This window comes from Okeania hirsuta (assembly GCF_003838195.1).
Taxonomy (GTDB): domain Bacteria; phylum Cyanobacteriota; class Cyanobacteriia; order Cyanobacteriales; family Microcoleaceae; genus Okeania; species Okeania hirsuta.
In genome coordinates, this window is record NZ_RCBY01000024.1 from 36,870 (window position 1) to 54,222 (window position 17,353).

General features: G+C 34.0%; 10 protein-coding genes and 1 tRNA gene. 4 read left to right on the forward strand and 7 right to left on the reverse strand.

Annotated elements, in window-relative coordinates; translation table 11 throughout:
* Nucleotides 1-282: 282 nt before the first annotated feature.
* Nucleotides 283-1,671, reverse strand: coding sequence for a malic enzyme-like NAD(P)-binding protein (locus D5R40_RS06550; protein ID WP_124145087.1), 1,389 nt, complete (start codon nt 1,669-1,671; stop codon nt 283-285).
* A 943-nt stretch (nt 1,672-2,614) separates the two neighbouring features.
* Between D5R40_RS06550 and D5R40_RS06555 the strand changes: the two genes are divergently transcribed.
* On the forward strand, nt 2,615-3,832 hold the full coding sequence (locus D5R40_RS06555) for a DUF2330 domain-containing protein (protein WP_124145088.1): 1,218 nt from the start codon (nt 2,615-2,617) through the stop codon (nt 3,830-3,832).
* A 30-nt stretch (nt 3,833-3,862) separates the two neighbouring features.
* On the opposite strand, the gene D5R40_RS06560 is transcribed toward D5R40_RS06555, so the two are convergent.
* On the reverse strand, nt 3,863-4,285 hold the full coding sequence (locus D5R40_RS06560; RefSeq protein ID WP_124145089.1) for a hypothetical protein: 423 nt from the start codon (nt 4,283-4,285) through the stop codon (nt 3,863-3,865).
* 521 nt (nt 4,286-4,806) lie between these two features.
* On the opposite strand from D5R40_RS06560, the gene argS reads away from it, so the two are divergent.
* A complete protein-coding gene (gene argS, locus D5R40_RS06565) occupies nt 4,807-6,564 on the forward strand; it encodes an arginine--tRNA ligase (RefSeq protein WP_124145101.1) in 1,758 nt (585 codons plus the stop codon).
* Between the two features lie 813 nt (nt 6,565-7,377).
* Nucleotides 7,378-7,860, forward strand: coding sequence for a response regulator (locus D5R40_RS06570; RefSeq protein WP_124145090.1), 483 nt, complete (start codon nt 7,378-7,380; stop codon nt 7,858-7,860).
* A 517-nt stretch (nt 7,861-8,377) separates the two neighbouring features.
* Here the strand turns inward: D5R40_RS06570 and D5R40_RS34735 are convergent.
* Both D5R40_RS34735 and D5R40_RS06575 read right to left on the reverse strand, forming a co-directional pair.
* A complete protein-coding gene (locus D5R40_RS34735; RefSeq protein ID WP_161564534.1) occupies nt 8,378-8,542 on the reverse strand; it encodes a hypothetical protein in 165 nt (54 codons plus the stop codon).
* A 463-nt stretch (nt 8,543-9,005) separates the two neighbouring features.
* Entirely contained in the window at nt 9,006-9,911 is a 906-nt protein-coding gene (locus D5R40_RS06575; RefSeq protein ID WP_124154399.1) for a glutaminase, read from the reverse strand.
* 196 nt (nt 9,912-10,107) lie between these two features.
* On the opposite strand from D5R40_RS06575, the gene D5R40_RS06580 reads away from it, so the two are divergent.
* Entirely contained in the window at nt 10,108-10,797 is a 690-nt protein-coding gene (locus D5R40_RS06580; protein WP_124154400.1) for an SDR family oxidoreductase, read from the forward strand.
* A gap of 553 nt (nt 10,798-11,350) precedes the next feature.
* Here D5R40_RS06580 and D5R40_RS06585 read toward each other — a convergent pair.
* From D5R40_RS06585 to D5R40_RS06605, 3 genes are all read right to left on the reverse strand, one after another.
* Nucleotides 11,351-11,432 (reverse strand) — tRNA-Leu (locus D5R40_RS06585).
* A gap of 204 nt (nt 11,433-11,636) precedes the next feature.
* On the reverse strand, nt 11,637-15,287 hold the full coding sequence (gene amt / locus D5R40_RS37490) for an ammonium transporter (protein WP_205127614.1): 3,651 nt from the start codon (nt 15,285-15,287) through the stop codon (nt 11,637-11,639).
* Between the two features lie 1,010 nt (nt 15,288-16,297).
* A complete protein-coding gene (locus D5R40_RS06605; RefSeq protein WP_124145094.1) occupies nt 16,298-17,095 on the reverse strand; it encodes a peptidoglycan-binding domain-containing protein in 798 nt (265 codons plus the stop codon).
* Nucleotides 17,096-17,353 lie beyond the last annotated feature (258 nt).

The following is a 17,353-nucleotide window of genomic DNA, read 5'->3' on the forward strand; positions in this document are numbered from 1 at the left end:
TTGGAATACAAAGATAAATTCTGACCTAGTAAATGGTATCAAAGCTATTCATTCTGTACGTCGCCAATCCGACGGTTCCCCTACCACTGATTCCTAAAAAATAACCTAGTTATTTGCAGCAAATATTGATCAAATTGTTACTATTGGTAACTTTCTGAAAAGAAATAATCAAAAAAAATTCAAGAAAAAATGAGACCCTGGGGTCTCACTACTCACTATTTGGTACAGATAGCGATATGTTTACTTCTTAAAGATATTTATATTTTAAAAATCTAAAAGCTTTTAAATGGTTACTCCTTCTTGGCGAGCAGCATGGGCCACTGCTCCTGCCACAGCAGTAGCGACCCTAGTATCAAAGACCGAAGGAATAATATGTTCTTTGTCTAGATCTGAAGCTTTGACTAATGAGGCGATCGCTCTAGCAGCTTCTAAATACATTGTAGATGTCAGGGTAGTGGCCCGACAATCTAAGGCACCGCGAAATATACCGGGAAATGCCAAAACATTATTAATTTGATTTGGGTAATCACTGCGACCTGTGGCCATGACTGCCACATCTCCTGTAATTAACTCTGGTTGTATTTCTGGAATAGGATTAGCCATAGCAAATACTATAGGGTCTTTAGCCATAGAACGGACCATTTCTGGGGTAACAACCCCTGGAGCACTGACACCTAAAAATACATCAGCGTCTACCAAAGCATCTGCTAGAGTACCTGAAGATTCAACAGCAAATTCTTGTTTTTCTGGGTTTAAACCTGTACGACCTTTTGATACTATACCTTTAGAGTCACATAAATAAATTTTATTGGCCCCTGCTTTGCGTAACAAACGAGCGATCGCTATTCCTGCAGCACCAGCTCCATTAATTACAATACGAATATCTTCTATAGATTTTTTGACCAACTTTAAAGCATTAATCAATGCAGCTAAACTAACTATTGCAGTACCGTGTTGGTCATCATGAAATACTGGAATGTCTAATATTTGGCGTAGTTTGGCTTCTATTTCAAAACAACGGGGGGCAGCAATATCTTCTAAGTTTACTCCTCCAAATACAGGAGCAATATTTTTAACTGTTTCGATAATAGCATCAGTGTCTTGAGTAGCGAGACAGACCGGAAAGGCATCTACTCCAGCAAATTCTTTAAATAGCATTGCCTTACCTTCCATTACTGGTAAAGCTCCTCCTGGGCCTAAATTACCTAATCCTAAAACTGCACTACCATCTGTAACAATGGCAACTGTATTTTGTTTAATGGTAAGTTGATAGATTTGTTCGGGGTCTTCTGCAATTGCTTTAGATATTCTGCCTACTCCTGGGGTATAGGCCATTGATAGGTCAGATTGAGACTTTAGTGGTATTTTACCTTGGACTGTTATTTTACCACCACGATGTAAATTGAAGGTGCGGTCGTAGACATCAACTACTTTTATTTCTGTTAATGCTTTAACCGCTTGGACGATTTTCTCCGAATGTTCGGTACTATAGGCATCGACTGTAATTTCTCTAAGTGTAATTCGGCGACTTTGCTCTAGTAAGTTAATGTGGCCTATATTGCCTCCTTCTGATGCGATAGCTTGGGTAACGCTGGCCAACATTCCGGTGCGGTTAGGAGTTTCGAGGCGAATTGTTAGACTAAATGAAGGATTAGGTGTTAGTTCTACCATGTTAGGTTTGTTCTAGGTTTTGAGTTCTAGATTTTAGTGTCATCGTAGTTAATATTAAGTTGCGATTTAGCATTTCTTCGGTTTAGTCAGGATTTTCTTCATTTCTTCATTTCTGGTTTTTTCTATTAATATCATGTCCGGTTGAACAGTGATAAATAAATAACGATGGAGGAGTCAGGAGTCAGGAGTCAGGAGTCAGGAGGGAAGAAAGAAGAAGAACTGGAGTTGAAGGAGAAAGTTTTTATCACTAATTATCCAGACATGATATAACCACAAAAAAATCGTCTAACAAAGTTGACTAAAATATAGTTATTCTCCAAGAGTAGGGAACAGGGAACAGGGAAGAAGAAAAAAACGAATATAGAAGATTTTTTCTATTAGTTATGAATATAAATTCATCTGATCGCCTGGGAGTCAGATTAATATTTCCTGACTGATATATTCTACTAAGTCACACTTAAAAAAATCACTAAATTCTCTAGAGTTGGAAGCTGAATATTAGTAAGCATTTCCTGCGGAATGCTGCGCAAACAGCTATTAGCAGTCAGCTATCAGCTTTTATTTGAATCAAGCAAAGACTAAGGTTAGCTGACATAAATATTTCATTTCCTGCGGAATACTGCGCAAACATATTTCAGTCCTTGACTACTAATTCCTTCTTCCAAGATAATGAGTTAATAACTCATAGCTGATAGCTGATAGCTGATGGCTAAATGCTTACTAATATTAGTTTCTATCTTTGTAGTTTTTCCCTGTTCTCTAATATCCGAAACTCGTGTATCTTTAATTTGAAAATTCCTATATTTATTTACCGAATAATTAAGGTTTAAAGCCTCTCTTTTAAAGGAGAAAAAATAAAAAATTTTCCTTTGATTCAATCCTCTTTCTTTGAGGGAGAGGTAATTATCAATTATCCATTATCCATTATCCATTATTGAATGTTATGTTTTTAAAACTAAGGCTAAAAAAAATCATCAAATTATCTATAGTAGGAAGCTTAATATTAGTTTCTATGTCTATAGATGTCAAAAAAGTTAGAAGTTTTTGTGGCTTTTTTGTGGCAAAAGTTGATGCTGAAATGTTTAATAACCGCTCACAAGTGGCGATCGCTCATCAAGACAATCAAACAACTTACAGTTTAGCTTTTGATTATAAGGGGGAACCTGAAGAGTTTGCTCTGATTTTACCAGTACCAGTTGTACTCAAAAAGCAAGATGTAAAAGTTATTTCACCAAAACTTTTTCAACGCTTAGATGATTTTACTGCTCCTAGGTTAGTTGAATATCATTCTTATAAGGGTTATGACGAAGACGGTGCTTATAGAGGTAGATATGAGGCAGATATAGGTAGATATCCCCGTCAAAATGTAAGAGTTATAGAAAGCTTCACGGCGGGAGAATATGATATTGTTATTTTAAGTGCAACAGAGTCTAATTCTTTGGAAAGTTGGTTAAGGGAAAATCAGTATAAAATTCCTAGAGGTGCTGCTAAATATCTGAAACCTTATATTAATAAGAAACTTTTCTTTTTTGTGGTAAGGGTTAACTTAGAAGCACAAGAAAAACTAGGTTTTCAAAATTTAAGACCTCTTCAGTTTACTGTTAAGAATTATCCTCAGATTATGTTACCTTTTCAATTGGGAAAAATTAACTCAGAGGATACTCTGAATATCGTCGTTTATTTTTTGAGTAAAACTGGTCGTGCTGAAGTTAATAATTATGAAAATGTGGTGATTCCTAGTAACTTTGATGTGCCACTAAATATAGAGTCAAAATTTGGCGAATTTTATCGAGAATTGTTGACTTCAACTATTCAAGCTACAAGAAAAGAAATTGTAGTTATAGAATATGCTTGGGATACAGGTTTTTGTGACCCGTGTAATACAATACCGTTAGATTCTCAAGAGTTGAATGAGTTGGGTATGAATCACGAACAAGCATTTATCACTAGATTACATTTACAGTATGCAAAGAACACTTATAATCAAGATTTAGAATTTACGATTACCTCCGATAAAACTCTCTATCAAGGAAGATATGTATTGTTACCAATTAAATACAATGAAGGTAGCGATGATTTTAACGACAAAGTTAAAATTAAAAATCCTTCCGGCAAAGTTATTTCGGAGGTTGAACTAAAAAAAATATTTGAAAAGTTTTAGATATCAAAAGTATCTAACTGGATGGAAAAATTAATCTAGATTTTGATTGGATAAGTCTATAGGAAAAATTTTACACATCATATACTGTGGTAAAAATTCTTGGGTTTGATCAAGACAGTCTCCAAATGTTTCCTCTTCGTGATTCTGAGAATTAATCTCCTCTGTTTCTTTCAATGGATTGACACAAATAGCAAGTTTGCCTACTCCTCCCATTAAAGACATTACTCGATTTTTGAGACTGTCAATATCTTGAATTAGTCGATCTGCATCTAATATAGAAGGAGCGATAATAAAAAAAGTTTTGACTCCAAGGGAGTCGGGAGCAAAGCCAAAACTACATTCACCTAATAAGGATTGAGTGGAAAGACTTAAAGATTCATAGAAAAGATTAATGAGTGTTTGATAAAAAGATTCACTTAGGGAATGATCGTCAAAAGTCGGCTTAGATAACATAATTAATGTCCTCAAGTATTATTACCTACCATCTTAACATTTCTTAAAATGGTACGCTTATATTTTTTTTATATTCATTATTAAAATTACAAAACTATAAGATAATTATTGCTAATCTAAATATCTCAAGTCAAATTGGAGATTCTACATCCAGAATCCATATAAATTCAAAAACTACACTTATACTACACTTGAAATACTAGCAGCCAAGAAAAATTAATTGGATTAGATAAGTATCTGTGCCAAATTAATTTAACATTTAATCGAGGTATAAAATACTAAATCTGGGAACAGAAAATATATCTGAATACTAAATCTATTTATTATCCCCTAATTACCTAAATTTCAATTTTTTTGAAAATCACCCTAGTCTGGCATATTTTGTATGAGTAGTAAATCTACAAATGATTTTACCTACCTACTTAAATATTCAGAATTAGTCTATCAGATATCAGTACTTTTTTCCACAGCAGAAAGTTATTATCTATAAAAGTTTAAAATCTTCAACATTAAACATAATGATTAACTCTACTCTTGAACAACTCAAAAGTAAATTCGACAAAGCTATAGTTGCTGCTTTTGGTCAAGATTTAGCCAATACAGATCCAATGGTCGTTCCAGCTAGTAATCCCAAATTTGGAGATTATCAATGTAACGTAGCAATGTCTTTAGCTAAGAAATTAAAGGATAAACCAAGGGCGATCGCTACTCAAATTATTGAAAAGCTGGATATTACGGATATATGTAAGCCTCCAGAAATTGCTGGACCAGGATTTATCAATATTACCCTCAAACCAGAATATATAGAAGTTAATTTACAACAGATTATCAAAAATGAACGACTTAATATTCCCCCGACAAAAAATCCACAGCGAGTTGTCATTGATTTTTCTAGTCCCAATATTGCGAAAGAAATGCACGTTGGACATTTACGTTCAACAATTATTGGAGATTCTTTGGCAAGGGTTCTAGAATTTCAGGGACATGATGTACTTAGGTTAAATCATGTGGGAGACTGGGGTACTCAGTTTGGAATGTTAATTACTTATTTACGAGAAGCTTTTCCAGAAGCTTTAAAAACTGCTGATGTTTTAGATATAGGAGATTTAGTTGCTTTTTATCGGAAGGCAAAAAAAAGGTTTGATGAGGATGAAATTTTTAAGGAAAAATCGAGGGAAGAAGTAGTAAATTTGCAAGCTGGTGCAGAGGATAGTCGTTATGCTTGGCAACTTTTATGTAATCAATCTCGCCGGGAATTTCAAGTTATTTATGACTTACTTGATATTGAGTTAAATGAGCGGGGAGAATCTTTTTATAATTCTATGTTGCCTGGGGTTGTGGAAGAATTAAATAAGTTAAGTTTATTGGAGGAAAATAATGGTGCTCAATGTGTATTTTTGGAGGGATTTACTAATAAGGAAGGCGAGCGTTTACCATTAATTGTACAAAAATCTGATGGTGGTTATAATTATGCAACTACTGATTTAGCTGCTTTATGTCATCGGATTGAAAAAGAGGGTGCAAAGCGATTAATTTACGTTACGGATGCTGGTCAAGCTAATCATTTTGCTCAAGTTTGGCAAGTGGCAAAACGTGCTGGTTGGATTCCAGAAAATGTGGAAGTTGTTCATGTTTCTTTTGGTTTGGTATTAGGAGAAGATGGGAAGAAGTTAAAGACTCGTTCTGGGGAAACTGTCAGGTTAAAAGAGTTATTAGATGAGGCTATAAATCGGGCGCGGAATGATTTGAAAAAGAGGCTGGAAGAGGAGAATCGTTCGGAGAGTGATGAGTTTATTGAAAATATAGCTAAAGTTGTTGGTTTGAGTGCGGTTAAGTATGCAGATTTGAGTCAAAATCGGAATAGTAATTATGTGTTTAGTTTTGATAAAATGTTGGCTTTGAATGGAAATACTGCTCCTTATTTATTATATGCTTATGTGCGGGTTCAAGGAATTGCTCGGAAGGGAGAAATTGAGTTTGAAAATTTGAGAGAGAATGGCAAAATCATCTTGAAAGATGAGCAAGAGTTGGTGTTAGGAAAACATCTATTGTTGTTGAATGAAGTGTTAAATATGGTAGCTGTTGAACTGTTGCCTAATCGTCTTTGTGAATATTTATATGAATTGAGTGGAAAGTTTAATCAATTTTTTGAGAATTGCCCAGTGTTAACTTCAGAAGAACCTTTGCGTACTTCTAGATTATTGTTGTGTTACTTGACAGCTATAACTCTAAAGTTGGGATTATCTTTGCTGGGAATTTCTGTTTTAGAAAGAATGTGATTTATCAGTATTCAGCTATCATTATTTCTGTTTTAGAAAGAATGTAATTTATCGGTATTTAGCTATCATTTATTAACTCTTAACTGATGATAGCTTTTGGCGAAATTAAGTTTAAATCAGTATTCAGAGACTGAATGATAATTGAAAGTCTGGATAAAAATACATCAAACTATAACAGGGAACAGGGAAAACCGGATCTGAGAACAGTGGGAAAAACATTGCCTAGTTTAAGATTCATCAGTCTATGTCTTAACCGCTCTGGCTATTGCTATAAATACTACCTATAGGACTACCTCTATATTTTTTCACCAAGAATTATATTGACTAATGTGCCAAATTCGTCTTTCATTTTTATGGCTGACTTCTAATAACTGAATGCTGAATGCTTACTGTACTTCACAAACTTCGGTAAGACCTGATTTATTAACTGAGCTGTTTGCGCAGCATTCCGCAGGAAAACTCTTATGCTATCTAGGTCTCATAAATTTCTACTTTACTGGCCTACAATCAGAAATTCAGCCTCTTAATATTTACTTTATAAATCAGTTCTAAAACTTCTGATTTTCTATCTAAAAGGTGTATTATAATTACAGGTAGATACGATTGTATGCTCTACCAAAAAATCATGAAACTAGGTTAATAATATTAATATTCTCTTAGTTAAAAATTTCATTATTAACTGAATCGATTAATTTAACATTCTGCAATTGGGAAAACAGTCAGGAGTGCAAGTATTAAATCACCCAATTCATGGGTGCTAAATCTACACCTCAATCAAGTTTGGTAACTATACATTAGCTTCACTATATAATCATGGTAAAAAAAACAGTCTTAATCGTAGATGACTGCGAAATTGTCAGAAAACTCGGTTCACACTTTCTTACTAAGATGGGATTAAATATTATACTGGCAAGTGATGGTTTAGAAGCACTAGAAAAAATCAAACTAGAACATCCTGATTTAGTGCTTTTAGACATTATTATGCCAAAAATGAATGGCTATTCAGTTTGTCGTCAAATTAAATCAGAACCTAAAATTATGAATATACCTGTAGTTTTTTTCTCTAGTAAAAACAAAGAAGTTGATGTATATTGGGCGATGAAACAAGGGGCTAATGGCTATATAAGCAAACCTATAAAAAAATCTGAGTTAATGGCAATAATGGCAAGGTTTAATATCATTGCCAATGTGAATCCTAAATATAGTGACCAGTTTCTTTATAAACAGGGTTGTATCAGAATTTTATCCCCAGAAATAGAATCTAAGTCTAATTGTTATGAATTTTGTACAACTTAATTTGCCAATAAGTTGCTCGAAAAATTGACAGCTAATCAATTAAGCAAAGATTTATTCAGGATTTAGATTTAAAATATTAACAGTGAATTAAATCCTTGAGGACATAAGAAACAAAGTAAGATAATTGGAGAGTTTTTATTGTTGAAAAATGATTTGATTACAGGGAGCGTCTCAAGATGAATATTCAAACTCTAAATTAATTGATATACAGCAATTAGCACTTTAACTATAAGCTTTTTCGCTTTTCTAGACCGGGCTTGTTGGAGTGAGTTGGTTGATATACAGCAATCTTATTTGAGTTGTGAGATATTGTAGACTTTAGGGAATGAGAAACACCGAAGCAATAAAATTATTTTTTTTCTTTTGGGTTTAATACCCTGCCTTCTACACAGTGTTTATAATAGAGTTGTTGGGAATTAAGCTAAAAAAATGGCTAAAACCCTTATTAGTCAAAGTTTATAGCGTTTTTCAGTCCTAAGATACTGAAAACCTTATAGAATAAGCCTTTGAGCATTGTTCAATTTTTATTTCCCAACAACTCTAATTGCTTGGAGTTTGAGTCCCCATCTACTTTTTCCTTTTTCCTTCTTGCTTCTTGCCTCTTCAACAAGAATGATTTACAGCGCTTTTCATATTGATGAACCACATCGTCATAATCACGCCCCCTGTAGGGATGTTCCATGGAACGTCTCTACTGTGGTCTACCGAAATGAAAACCGCTGTAGGATTGCTATATATAGTCTTTTTCAGTTCAATGAGAGACAAAACTTAGAGTTTTAGGTAATAAAAATTTACTCCTCTACCTGCATGATATATTTCGATGAAACTTACTGTCAAAAAATGTACTGAGATTTTAGTCGAAAAAAGCTTATAGAATAAAGCTTTAAGATTGAATATAATTTGGTCTTTTATCTATATATTGAAATTAGATAACAGCCAAATTATACTAGATTAATAAGGTACTCGGTCATAAATAGATTCATTTTTTTATTTACGAAAAACTAATTAACCTGAATTCAGGATAAATTAAAAGCCTGATTCTATAGTTGCTAATTCTACCATCCGCTCAACATGATTATATAGTTTCAGATTATTCCAGGTTAAATAACTGCTCTTAATCCGAACTGACGTTAATTACACTTTTATTAGTAAAAGACACTTAAATGTAAATTTTGAGAAATTAGCTCTAAGAGAAATAAACCTACTACAGAATTTCCTTGTTTATCTAGAGGAGGACTATAGCAAACAATTATTCCTGTACTAGGAACTACTCCCAAAACAATTCCACTTACACCAGACTTAATTGGAATTCCTATTTTTACAGCATAACAACTTGATGCTTCATACAAACCACAGGTAGTCATTAGCGCTTTAACTGCACAACAGTGTTTTTTCCACTTAGAGTAAGGATATTTTACTAACAACATTCCTAGATTAGCAAAATCAAAAATTGTGCCAGATAAACAACAGATTTGATTATAAGTATCTAGAGCAATTTTCGAGTCTTGAATATAACCAGCTTCTACCAATTTTGCAGCTATAACTTGATTATTATGATTAGGTAAAGACCCAACAGAAGCTAATATATTTGTATCTAAAAATAATTGACATTTTCCATACTTGTTAAGCCAAGAACAAAAATTTTCACAGCGCTCTTGAGCAGTATTTCCTGGTAGTAAAGATGATAAAGTGATCGCTCCACTATTAATCATTGGATTTCTTGGCCATCCACCATCAACTTCCAGTTGTTCTAAAGAATTGAAAGGCTTTTCTGAAGATTCTATTCCTACTCTTTTAAATACAAAATCACTGCCAAATTCACATAATAAGTACAAGAGTAAAAAAGGTTTAATTGCACTCATTAGAGGCAACTTTATGTCTACATGACCTAATGAGATAATCTGATTTTCAATACTTTGTAAAACTATGGCAAAATTCTTGGGGTTAACTTCAGCAAGTGAAGGAATATAAGTAGGTAAATTACCTAGTTTGGTTTTAGTTAATCCTGTTTCTACCCAAGCTGCTAATTGTTGTTTGTCAATGGCTAACATTATTAAATTATGATCGGGTTTTATTATCTTTTTATTTATGGGTTTAATTCCCCACCGTCTACAGGGTGTCTACAATTAGTTGAGGGTTGAGGTTTGAGTCCCCATCCACTTTTTCCTTCTTCCTTCTTCCTTCTTCAATGTGATTTATAACAGATTTTAATTATAATAATAGCTAAGTAAAAAATATATATAACTGATGAAAAAGGTCATTGTTATTACAGGTATCAGCCGTGGTTTAGGTAAAGCTATGACTGATGAATTTATTAGGTTAGGTCATACTATTATCGGTTGTGCTCGTTCTGCATCTGCTGTTGAAAAATTAACTACTAAATATGGTAATCCACATCAGTTTACTTCTGTGAATGTAGCAGATGAAAATTCTGTGCGAGAGTGGGTAACTAAAACATTAAGTCATTATTCACCGCCAGATTTATTAATAAATAATGCCGCTATAATTAATCAACCAGGGTCTGTTTGGGAAGTTGATAGTGAGGAATTTTCCCAATTAATTGATATTAATATTAAGGGTGTGGCAAATGTGATGCGTCATTTTCTCCCCGCTATGATTTCTAGAAAGAGCGGAATAATTGTTAATTTTAGTTCTGGGTGGGGACGTTCCACTTCTCCACAAGTTGGACCTTATTGTGCTTCAAAATGGGCAATTGAGGGTTTGACTCGTACTTTAGCCCAAGAATTACCATCAGGAATGGCCGCTATTCCTCTCAACCCTGGAGTTATTCATACTGATATGTTAGATATTTGTTTTGGGGAGGCAGCAAAGTCTTGTACTCCTGTGCAGTCTTGGGTAAAGAAAGCTGTTCCTTTTTTGTTGAAGTTGAAACCTAGTGATAATGGAATGCCTTTAACTGTTGCTTGCCAGAGCTGAAAAACATAGACTACCCTAGACAAATATCTACGAAATGTCTATATTTTTGCGCCATTAATTTGTGTTATTATTACTTATGTCTGCTAAGACCAGAGGATTTTAGCAACTATTATGGAGTGTTTTGCACTCGACTTTTCACGTCTGACAAAAACCCCAGAGGGAATCCTATACTCAATGTAATCTGTTTGAGCGGAACATTAACCTTCTTTGCCAGTAGACTTGTGGACAGGTGAGCCGTAAAATCGCTCTTAGTCACTGATGAAGGGCGTGTCTAGGATTGTCTAGATTTTTAGAAGGTGTGTCTTGAGTCTGATATTTCTAGAAAGTTACAAATTATTTGTGTACCTAGAATTGTCTTTACTTAGCAGCTTAGTTTTTTTTAAATTGGATTAAACATTTTTAACAGGTCAGGATCTGAATATTCTTTCTCTAAAGTACTATTTAATCTGACCCTTATTTACTATAGCGAAAATATCTAGGGGAAATTTAAGTTTTTTTCAGACTTTGAAGTCTTCTCCCTTCTTCCTTCTTTCCTCTTCCTTCTTAAATTAAATGCGGATGAAGGGACTTGAACCCCCACTTCCGAAGAAACTAGAACCTAAATCTAGCGCGTCTACCAATTCCGCCACATCCGCATAATTTCAATATAGCACACAAATCAGAAATTTTCACAATGACTGACAATTTTTTATCTTTATCTTTTGCAAGTTTAATACCCCACCGTCATTTCAATTATCAGTTATCAGTTATCAGTTATCAGTACCTCTTGCAATAAGGAGGTTTGACTTTAATTCTGACTTTTGACTTTTGACTTTAATTCTGACTTTTGACTTTTGACTTTAATTCTGACTTTTGACTTCCTCAATATAACTTTTTTTCCCCTGCAAAATATAAGCCTTCATGTAACCCTTACCCTTAATATCAATCAAACCCCGTTCTGCAAATAAAAATTTGTGCTGTAAAATCTCATAGGTCTGTTCTGTCACTTGGATAACACCTGGTATACCGTGAGACTCCATACGACTAGCAATATTCACAGTATCACCCCATAAATCGTATATAAATTTTTTACGTCCAATTACACCAGCAACGACTGGGCCAGTATTTATACCAATACGAATATTAAAGTCTTGTTTCTGTTCATCAGCAAAATAGGATACTTCCTCAAGCATATCTATAGCCATCAGAGCGATCGCCTCAGCATGATTTTCCATTGGGTTTGGCAACCCACCCACGACCATATAAGCATCTCCAATAGTTTTAATTTTCTCCAAACCATATTTTTCTGCCAATAAATCAAACCTGGAAAAAATCTCATTCAACCAATAAACTAATCTTTGAGGAGTGGCACGACCTGCTAATTCAGTAAACCCTACTAAATCTGCAAATAAAACTGTAACTTCTGCGAATCCTTCTGCAATTGTACTATCACCTTCTTTCAATCTATCAGCAATAGGTTTCGGCAGAATATTTAACAACAATTTTTCTGACTTTTCCTGTTCTAGGAGCAAAGCTGCTTCTGCTTTTTTACGCTCAGTTATATCACGACAAAGAGCCAATATTAATTTACCATTCCCTGCTTTTAATAAACCCAAACGTATCTCTACTGGAAAAGTTGTACCATTTTTGCGACGATGAATTCCCTCTATAGTCATTGGTGTACCAGGAATTAAATTTTGCCACTTTTCATACATCTTTTCTGATAAAAAATTTACCTCAATATCTTCTATATATAAATTCAATAATTCTTCACGTTTATATCCCAAACTTTTACAGGTACTTTGATTAACATCAACAATTTTGCCATTCATTTCATAGATAATAAAAGCATCTGCAGCTTGTTCCATTACAGATCTAAATCTTTCCTCACTTTCCCGCAATGCTGCCTCTGCTAGTTTCCTTTCAGTAATATCTCTTAAGGCCGCTACTCTATTTTTATTACCACGATAAAAAAATATTTTAGCCTCTATTTCTAAAGGAAAAGTAGACTCATCCTTTCTTACTCCAACTACTTCATAAGGTTTTTCATATCCAGAAGCAATTTTTTCTAATACGAAATCCTGATATTCTGGGGTTATTAAATCAAAGGTATTCATTCCAATCATTTCTGATAATTCATATCTAAACATTTGGGCAGCAGCGATATTTATTTCTACAATTTTTCCTTGTTCATGAATCATAATCCCTTCAAAGGTAGCTCTAGATAAACTCCGAAATCTTTGCTCATTTTCCTTGAGCTTTATTTCTGATTCCTTTCTATCTGTAATATCTCTAAAAGTTCCTGTGTAGAAAGTTTTTTGATTAAATTTTACTTCTCTGAGTGCAATTTCCATGGGAAATAGGGAACCATCTGCACGGATACCAACTAATTCGTAAAGGTTTCCACTGTCAGCAATTTTAGATATCAGTTGTTCTATATAATAATGTTGTTGATCGCTTTTTTTTTGTAGCTCCGACTCTGTTTGAATATCTACTAAATTTTCCTCTAGTAAATGCAAAAAGCTAGGGAAAAAAGATTGCCAATTTTCCGGTTGAATATCTTGCAAATCAAACACATAACAATAATTTTTAATTTCTAAACTTTGATAAAATATCAAATCTGGATTAATCCATAGTTTTAATGTTTCTACAGTTAATTCTTCTACTTCAGTTAATAAATGTTTGGTATCCATTTTTTCCATAGTCAATGGATTAATAGTAAAGTCAAATATTTGATAAATAGACCTCCCTATTAAGTCTTGATTTTCATAGCCAAAAATTTCCGAGGCACTAGGATTTATACTAATAATCTCAAGCTCTGGGTTAGTAAAAGTAATAATTGCATCTGTTGCTACTTTGATAATGGCATCATTTCTCGCAGTAACTTCCTCCAAAATATCCATTACCTGATTGTAACGATTTGCAATTTGACCTACTTCTGTAAAAGGTTCTACAGGCACTCGCAAACTTAAATCTTGTGTACGAGCTTGAGAATCCATTACTCTAAATAAATCTAATATTTCTGTTTTAGCCCGATGCTCCGAAACATTTAAACCGATATGTTCATCTGCTTGTGAAACTCGGAAAAAATAAAGTTTATTTGTAATGAATAAAATTGGATATACCAAACAAAATCCTAATAGAAAAGCCGCAAAAATTCCTAATAACTGAACAGTCAATTGTTGGCTAAAACTAAGACCAGTATCTAAAACCTCCGCCTTCCCAAAAAAAGCTACTGCTAATGTTCCCCAAATACCTCCACCAAGGTGAACTGGAATAGCTCCAACAGCATCATCGACTCGAATTTTTTCTAAAGCTTGCTCTACCAACATAGTGACTATGGCAGCAATAATACCAATCAAAATAGCAGAAAAAGCTGTAACAGCATGACAAGCTGCTGTAATGCCAACTAAACCAGAAAGAGTACCATTAATTAGTCCCTCAACACTGGGTATTCCTCTGATATACCAAGTAATACCAAGAGTAGTAATCATTCCTGCTGCACTAGCAAGAATAGTATTAACAATAATGCCTGCCACTTGTTCGTTTAATTCCAAGGTACTTCCACCATTAAACCCAAACCAACCAAACCAAATCAGCATTGCCCCCAAAACTGATAGGGGTAAATTAGAACCATGAATTTTTTCTGGTGGACGACCAGGAGGAAATCTACCTGTTCGAGGACCAATAACTAATAAAGTTGCCAGAGATACCCACCCACCAATACTATGGACAACACTTGAACCTGCGAAGTCAACAAAACCATTATCTCCAAGCCAACCTGTTAATATACCAATATCAGCTCCATTCCAAACCCAATGACCAAATATGGGATAGACCAAACCTGAAACTAGAGAGGCGACAAATAGATAGGAGGAATATTTCATACGTTCAGCTACTGCACCAGAAACGATCGTCGTAGCTGTACCACAGAACATTAATTGAAATAAAAAGAAGGCCGCATCAAAAGCTTGTAGATCGGTTGCCAGGAAAAATTTACTATGGCCAATTATTCCAGAAGATGAAGACCCAAACATGAAGGCAAATCCAAAACTCCAAAAGCAGGCAACTGAAATACCAAAATCAGTGAAGTTTTTAATAGCAACATTAATGCTATTTTTTGACCTGGTGAGTCCTGACTCTAAACACATAAATCCAGGTTGCATGATAAATACTAACCCAGAACAAAGTAATATCCACAAAATATCAATTGCTTCGTAGGTAGGTTGAGATGGGGAAGTTGATATATTTTTCAGTCTGGATTGATTTTTTCTAGGAATAACAGTTTGAGTATTATGAAAATTTTGGGGTTCTATAAACTGTAATTCTGGGGATTGATAAAAGTAAGAATTTTCTAAGTCTAAATTAGAAATTTGCTGTATTGTACCTTTTTTTATCTGATTTGATAATTGATGATTTTGTATATATTTATCTGTTAGTGACCCATGTAAAATAGTTAATGCCAGGGTCAGCAAGAATAAAATAATCCCTAAAATGGATTTTCCATGCATGGCTTCGGATCTTAGAGCTGATTTATCAAGTAAATATTAAGAGGCTGAATTTATGGCAATACAAAGGTTTTTGGAGTTATAGCCCAATCATACCTAAATCCCTGAGAGTTAGATGAAATAAGGGTTTTAGCTAAGTTTACAAATCAGCTCTTACAGAGTAGCGGGACTTTGATATTTTTGACGGTGAAAATGGCTTCAAATTCAACATTAGCAAGGAAAATACATCAACAGGTTCAAAATGGCTCTTTGCGTAGCATTCCGCAGGAAAACTTAGATATATCAATAAATAGGCTATTTTGACGTTAAAGAATTACACAGTAAGGATTCAAGGCTATTTTTAATTGATTTTTTGCTAAAGTCCCAGTAGCTAAAGCGATCGCCGACATATTTGGCTAGCATGACCTAGGAAAAAGCGGAGCTGCTCTACACTCTTCGGGTCTCCTCGCCATATCCAATCGACTAAGAGAACAGAAAAAAATCATTTTATTCAATTCTATAGTTTTCATGTAAGGTAATTGTTAATTGCGAATTATTAATTGTTTACCACTAATTTAGAACAGAAAAAGTAAGTACCTGTGCAAAATTCATTTAATATTTGTAAGTAGGGAACAGAAAATCAAATACAGTACTTTTCAAGTAAGTAATGTCTAACGGTAGAATAATAATATTCATTTATTAAAATCATAATTGGATAATCTGTACATCATAAACCTGCAATATATTGTATTTTTGATGTAAAATTCAGTTATTAGCTACTAATTATTTCAATACTCAAATCCTCTCTAGGCAAAGACCTTAATTTTTTAAAATGTTGCTTTAGTAAATACGATTTGGTATTAGTTGTAAATAGAAAAATCATTTTACCTACCTACTTAATAAATTCATACATAAAACAAAGCAATCAGCAATTTTTAGTTTTTCGCTGATTGCTTTATATAAAGTGGGCATATTTTTGATAAAATTATGGTTAGATAAGCAGTCTATTGCAAGACAGTAAAAGTTTGAGTATTTTACTTCTCGCTGAAAGCTTCCCAAGTCTTTCGATCCACTATACCACTAACCTTAATTCCTTTATATTTTTGAAATTTTTTAACTGCCCCTGTGGTTTTTCTTCCAAAAAAACCATCAATTGGACCCGGATTAAAACCCATTGTTTCTAAACGAATTTGTAAGGTTTTAACTTTAGACCCCTTGTCTCCTTTTGCTAATATCTTTTCTATTTGGATGGGTGGGTTTTGCCTTGAAATTGATGGTTTTTCTCTTTGAGTTTGTGGACGAGAGGCAAATGAAGGTTTAGCCAGAGCTGTCCAAGTAGCTTCATTAACTATACCTGTTACACTTAAGCCTACAGACTTTTGAAAAGCTTTTACTGCTTCTTTGGTGCGAGTACCAAACACACTATCTACAGCTCCAGGGTCGAAACCTCTAGCTTGCAAACGTCTTTGTACTGCCCAGACTTCTGCGCCTCGAGAACCCTGTGATATATTCTTTTGATTATTCTGTTTTTTAGGTGCACCTGAATAGAATGGTTTAGAGAATAATTCAGGTTGAGCAGGTTTACCTAAAAATCTGATATTTCCACCAATAAAGGGTATCCGAAAGTTGTGATTTTTCTGTCTTTGCCACAGTTTATTTTTGTTAGTATTTTTTTCACCAGAAGTGGAAGTCTCTAAATTAGACTTGCTAGTTAAATCTTCTTCTTTTTCTGTTACTAAAGATTCTGTTTTCTTGGAAGCAACAGCTTTGCCTTGAGTAAAAGTAAACAGAGCTACTAAACTTAATAGAGCAGTAATAGTAGGGATACGCATAATAATATTATTGTGATGATTACTTAGTTTTGGTTTGAAAATCCTGGTCTCTCTTCAATAACTTTGCTGATGTTTGCGGTTCTAGTTTTAGCTGAAATTGAGCGGGACTAAAAATTTAATCATAACTCTATAATTAGGGTTTGCTGAATAAAGTCTTTTTGGTGGGGTAGGAGACAGGAGACAGGAGAAATGGGAATTTAGAAGAAGTAGGAGCTAAGTTTTGTCCCTTGATTTTTCTGCCCAACTATGCGCCTAAAA

What these genes read in the sequence shown, in the direction of transcription:
- D5R40_RS06570 (WP_124145090.1), top strand. Translation starts at nt 7,378, where the DNA reads ATGGTAAAAAAAACAGTCTTAATCGTAGATGACTGCGAAATTGTCAGA.
- D5R40_RS06580 (WP_124154400.1), top strand. Translation starts at nt 10,108, where the DNA reads ATGAAAAAGGTCATTGTTATTACAGGTATCAGCCGTGGTTTAGGTAAA.
- D5R40_RS06560 (WP_124145089.1), bottom strand. Translation starts at nt 4,285, where the DNA reads ATGTTATCTAAGCCGACTTTTGACGATCATTCCCTAAGTGAATCTTTT.
- D5R40_RS34735 (WP_161564534.1), bottom strand. Translation starts at nt 8,542, where the DNA reads ATGGAACATCCCTACAGGGGGCGTGATTATGACGATGTGGTTCATCAA.
- D5R40_RS06555 (WP_124145088.1), top strand. Translation starts at nt 2,615, where the DNA reads ATGTTTTTAAAACTAAGGCTAAAAAAAATCATCAAATTATCTATAGTA.
- D5R40_RS06575 (WP_124154399.1), bottom strand. Translation starts at nt 9,911, where the DNA reads ATGTTAGCCATTGACAAACAACAATTAGCAGCTTGGGTAGAAACAGGA.
- D5R40_RS06550 (WP_124145087.1), bottom strand. Translation starts at nt 1,671, where the DNA reads ATGGTAGAACTAACACCTAATCCTTCATTTAGTCTAACAATTCGCCTC.
- amt (WP_205127614.1), bottom strand. Translation starts at nt 15,287, where the DNA reads ATGCATGGAAAATCCATTTTAGGGATTATTTTATTCTTGCTGACCCTG.
- D5R40_RS06605 (WP_124145094.1), bottom strand. Translation starts at nt 17,095, where the DNA reads ATGCGTATCCCTACTATTACTGCTCTATTAAGTTTAGTAGCTCTGTTT.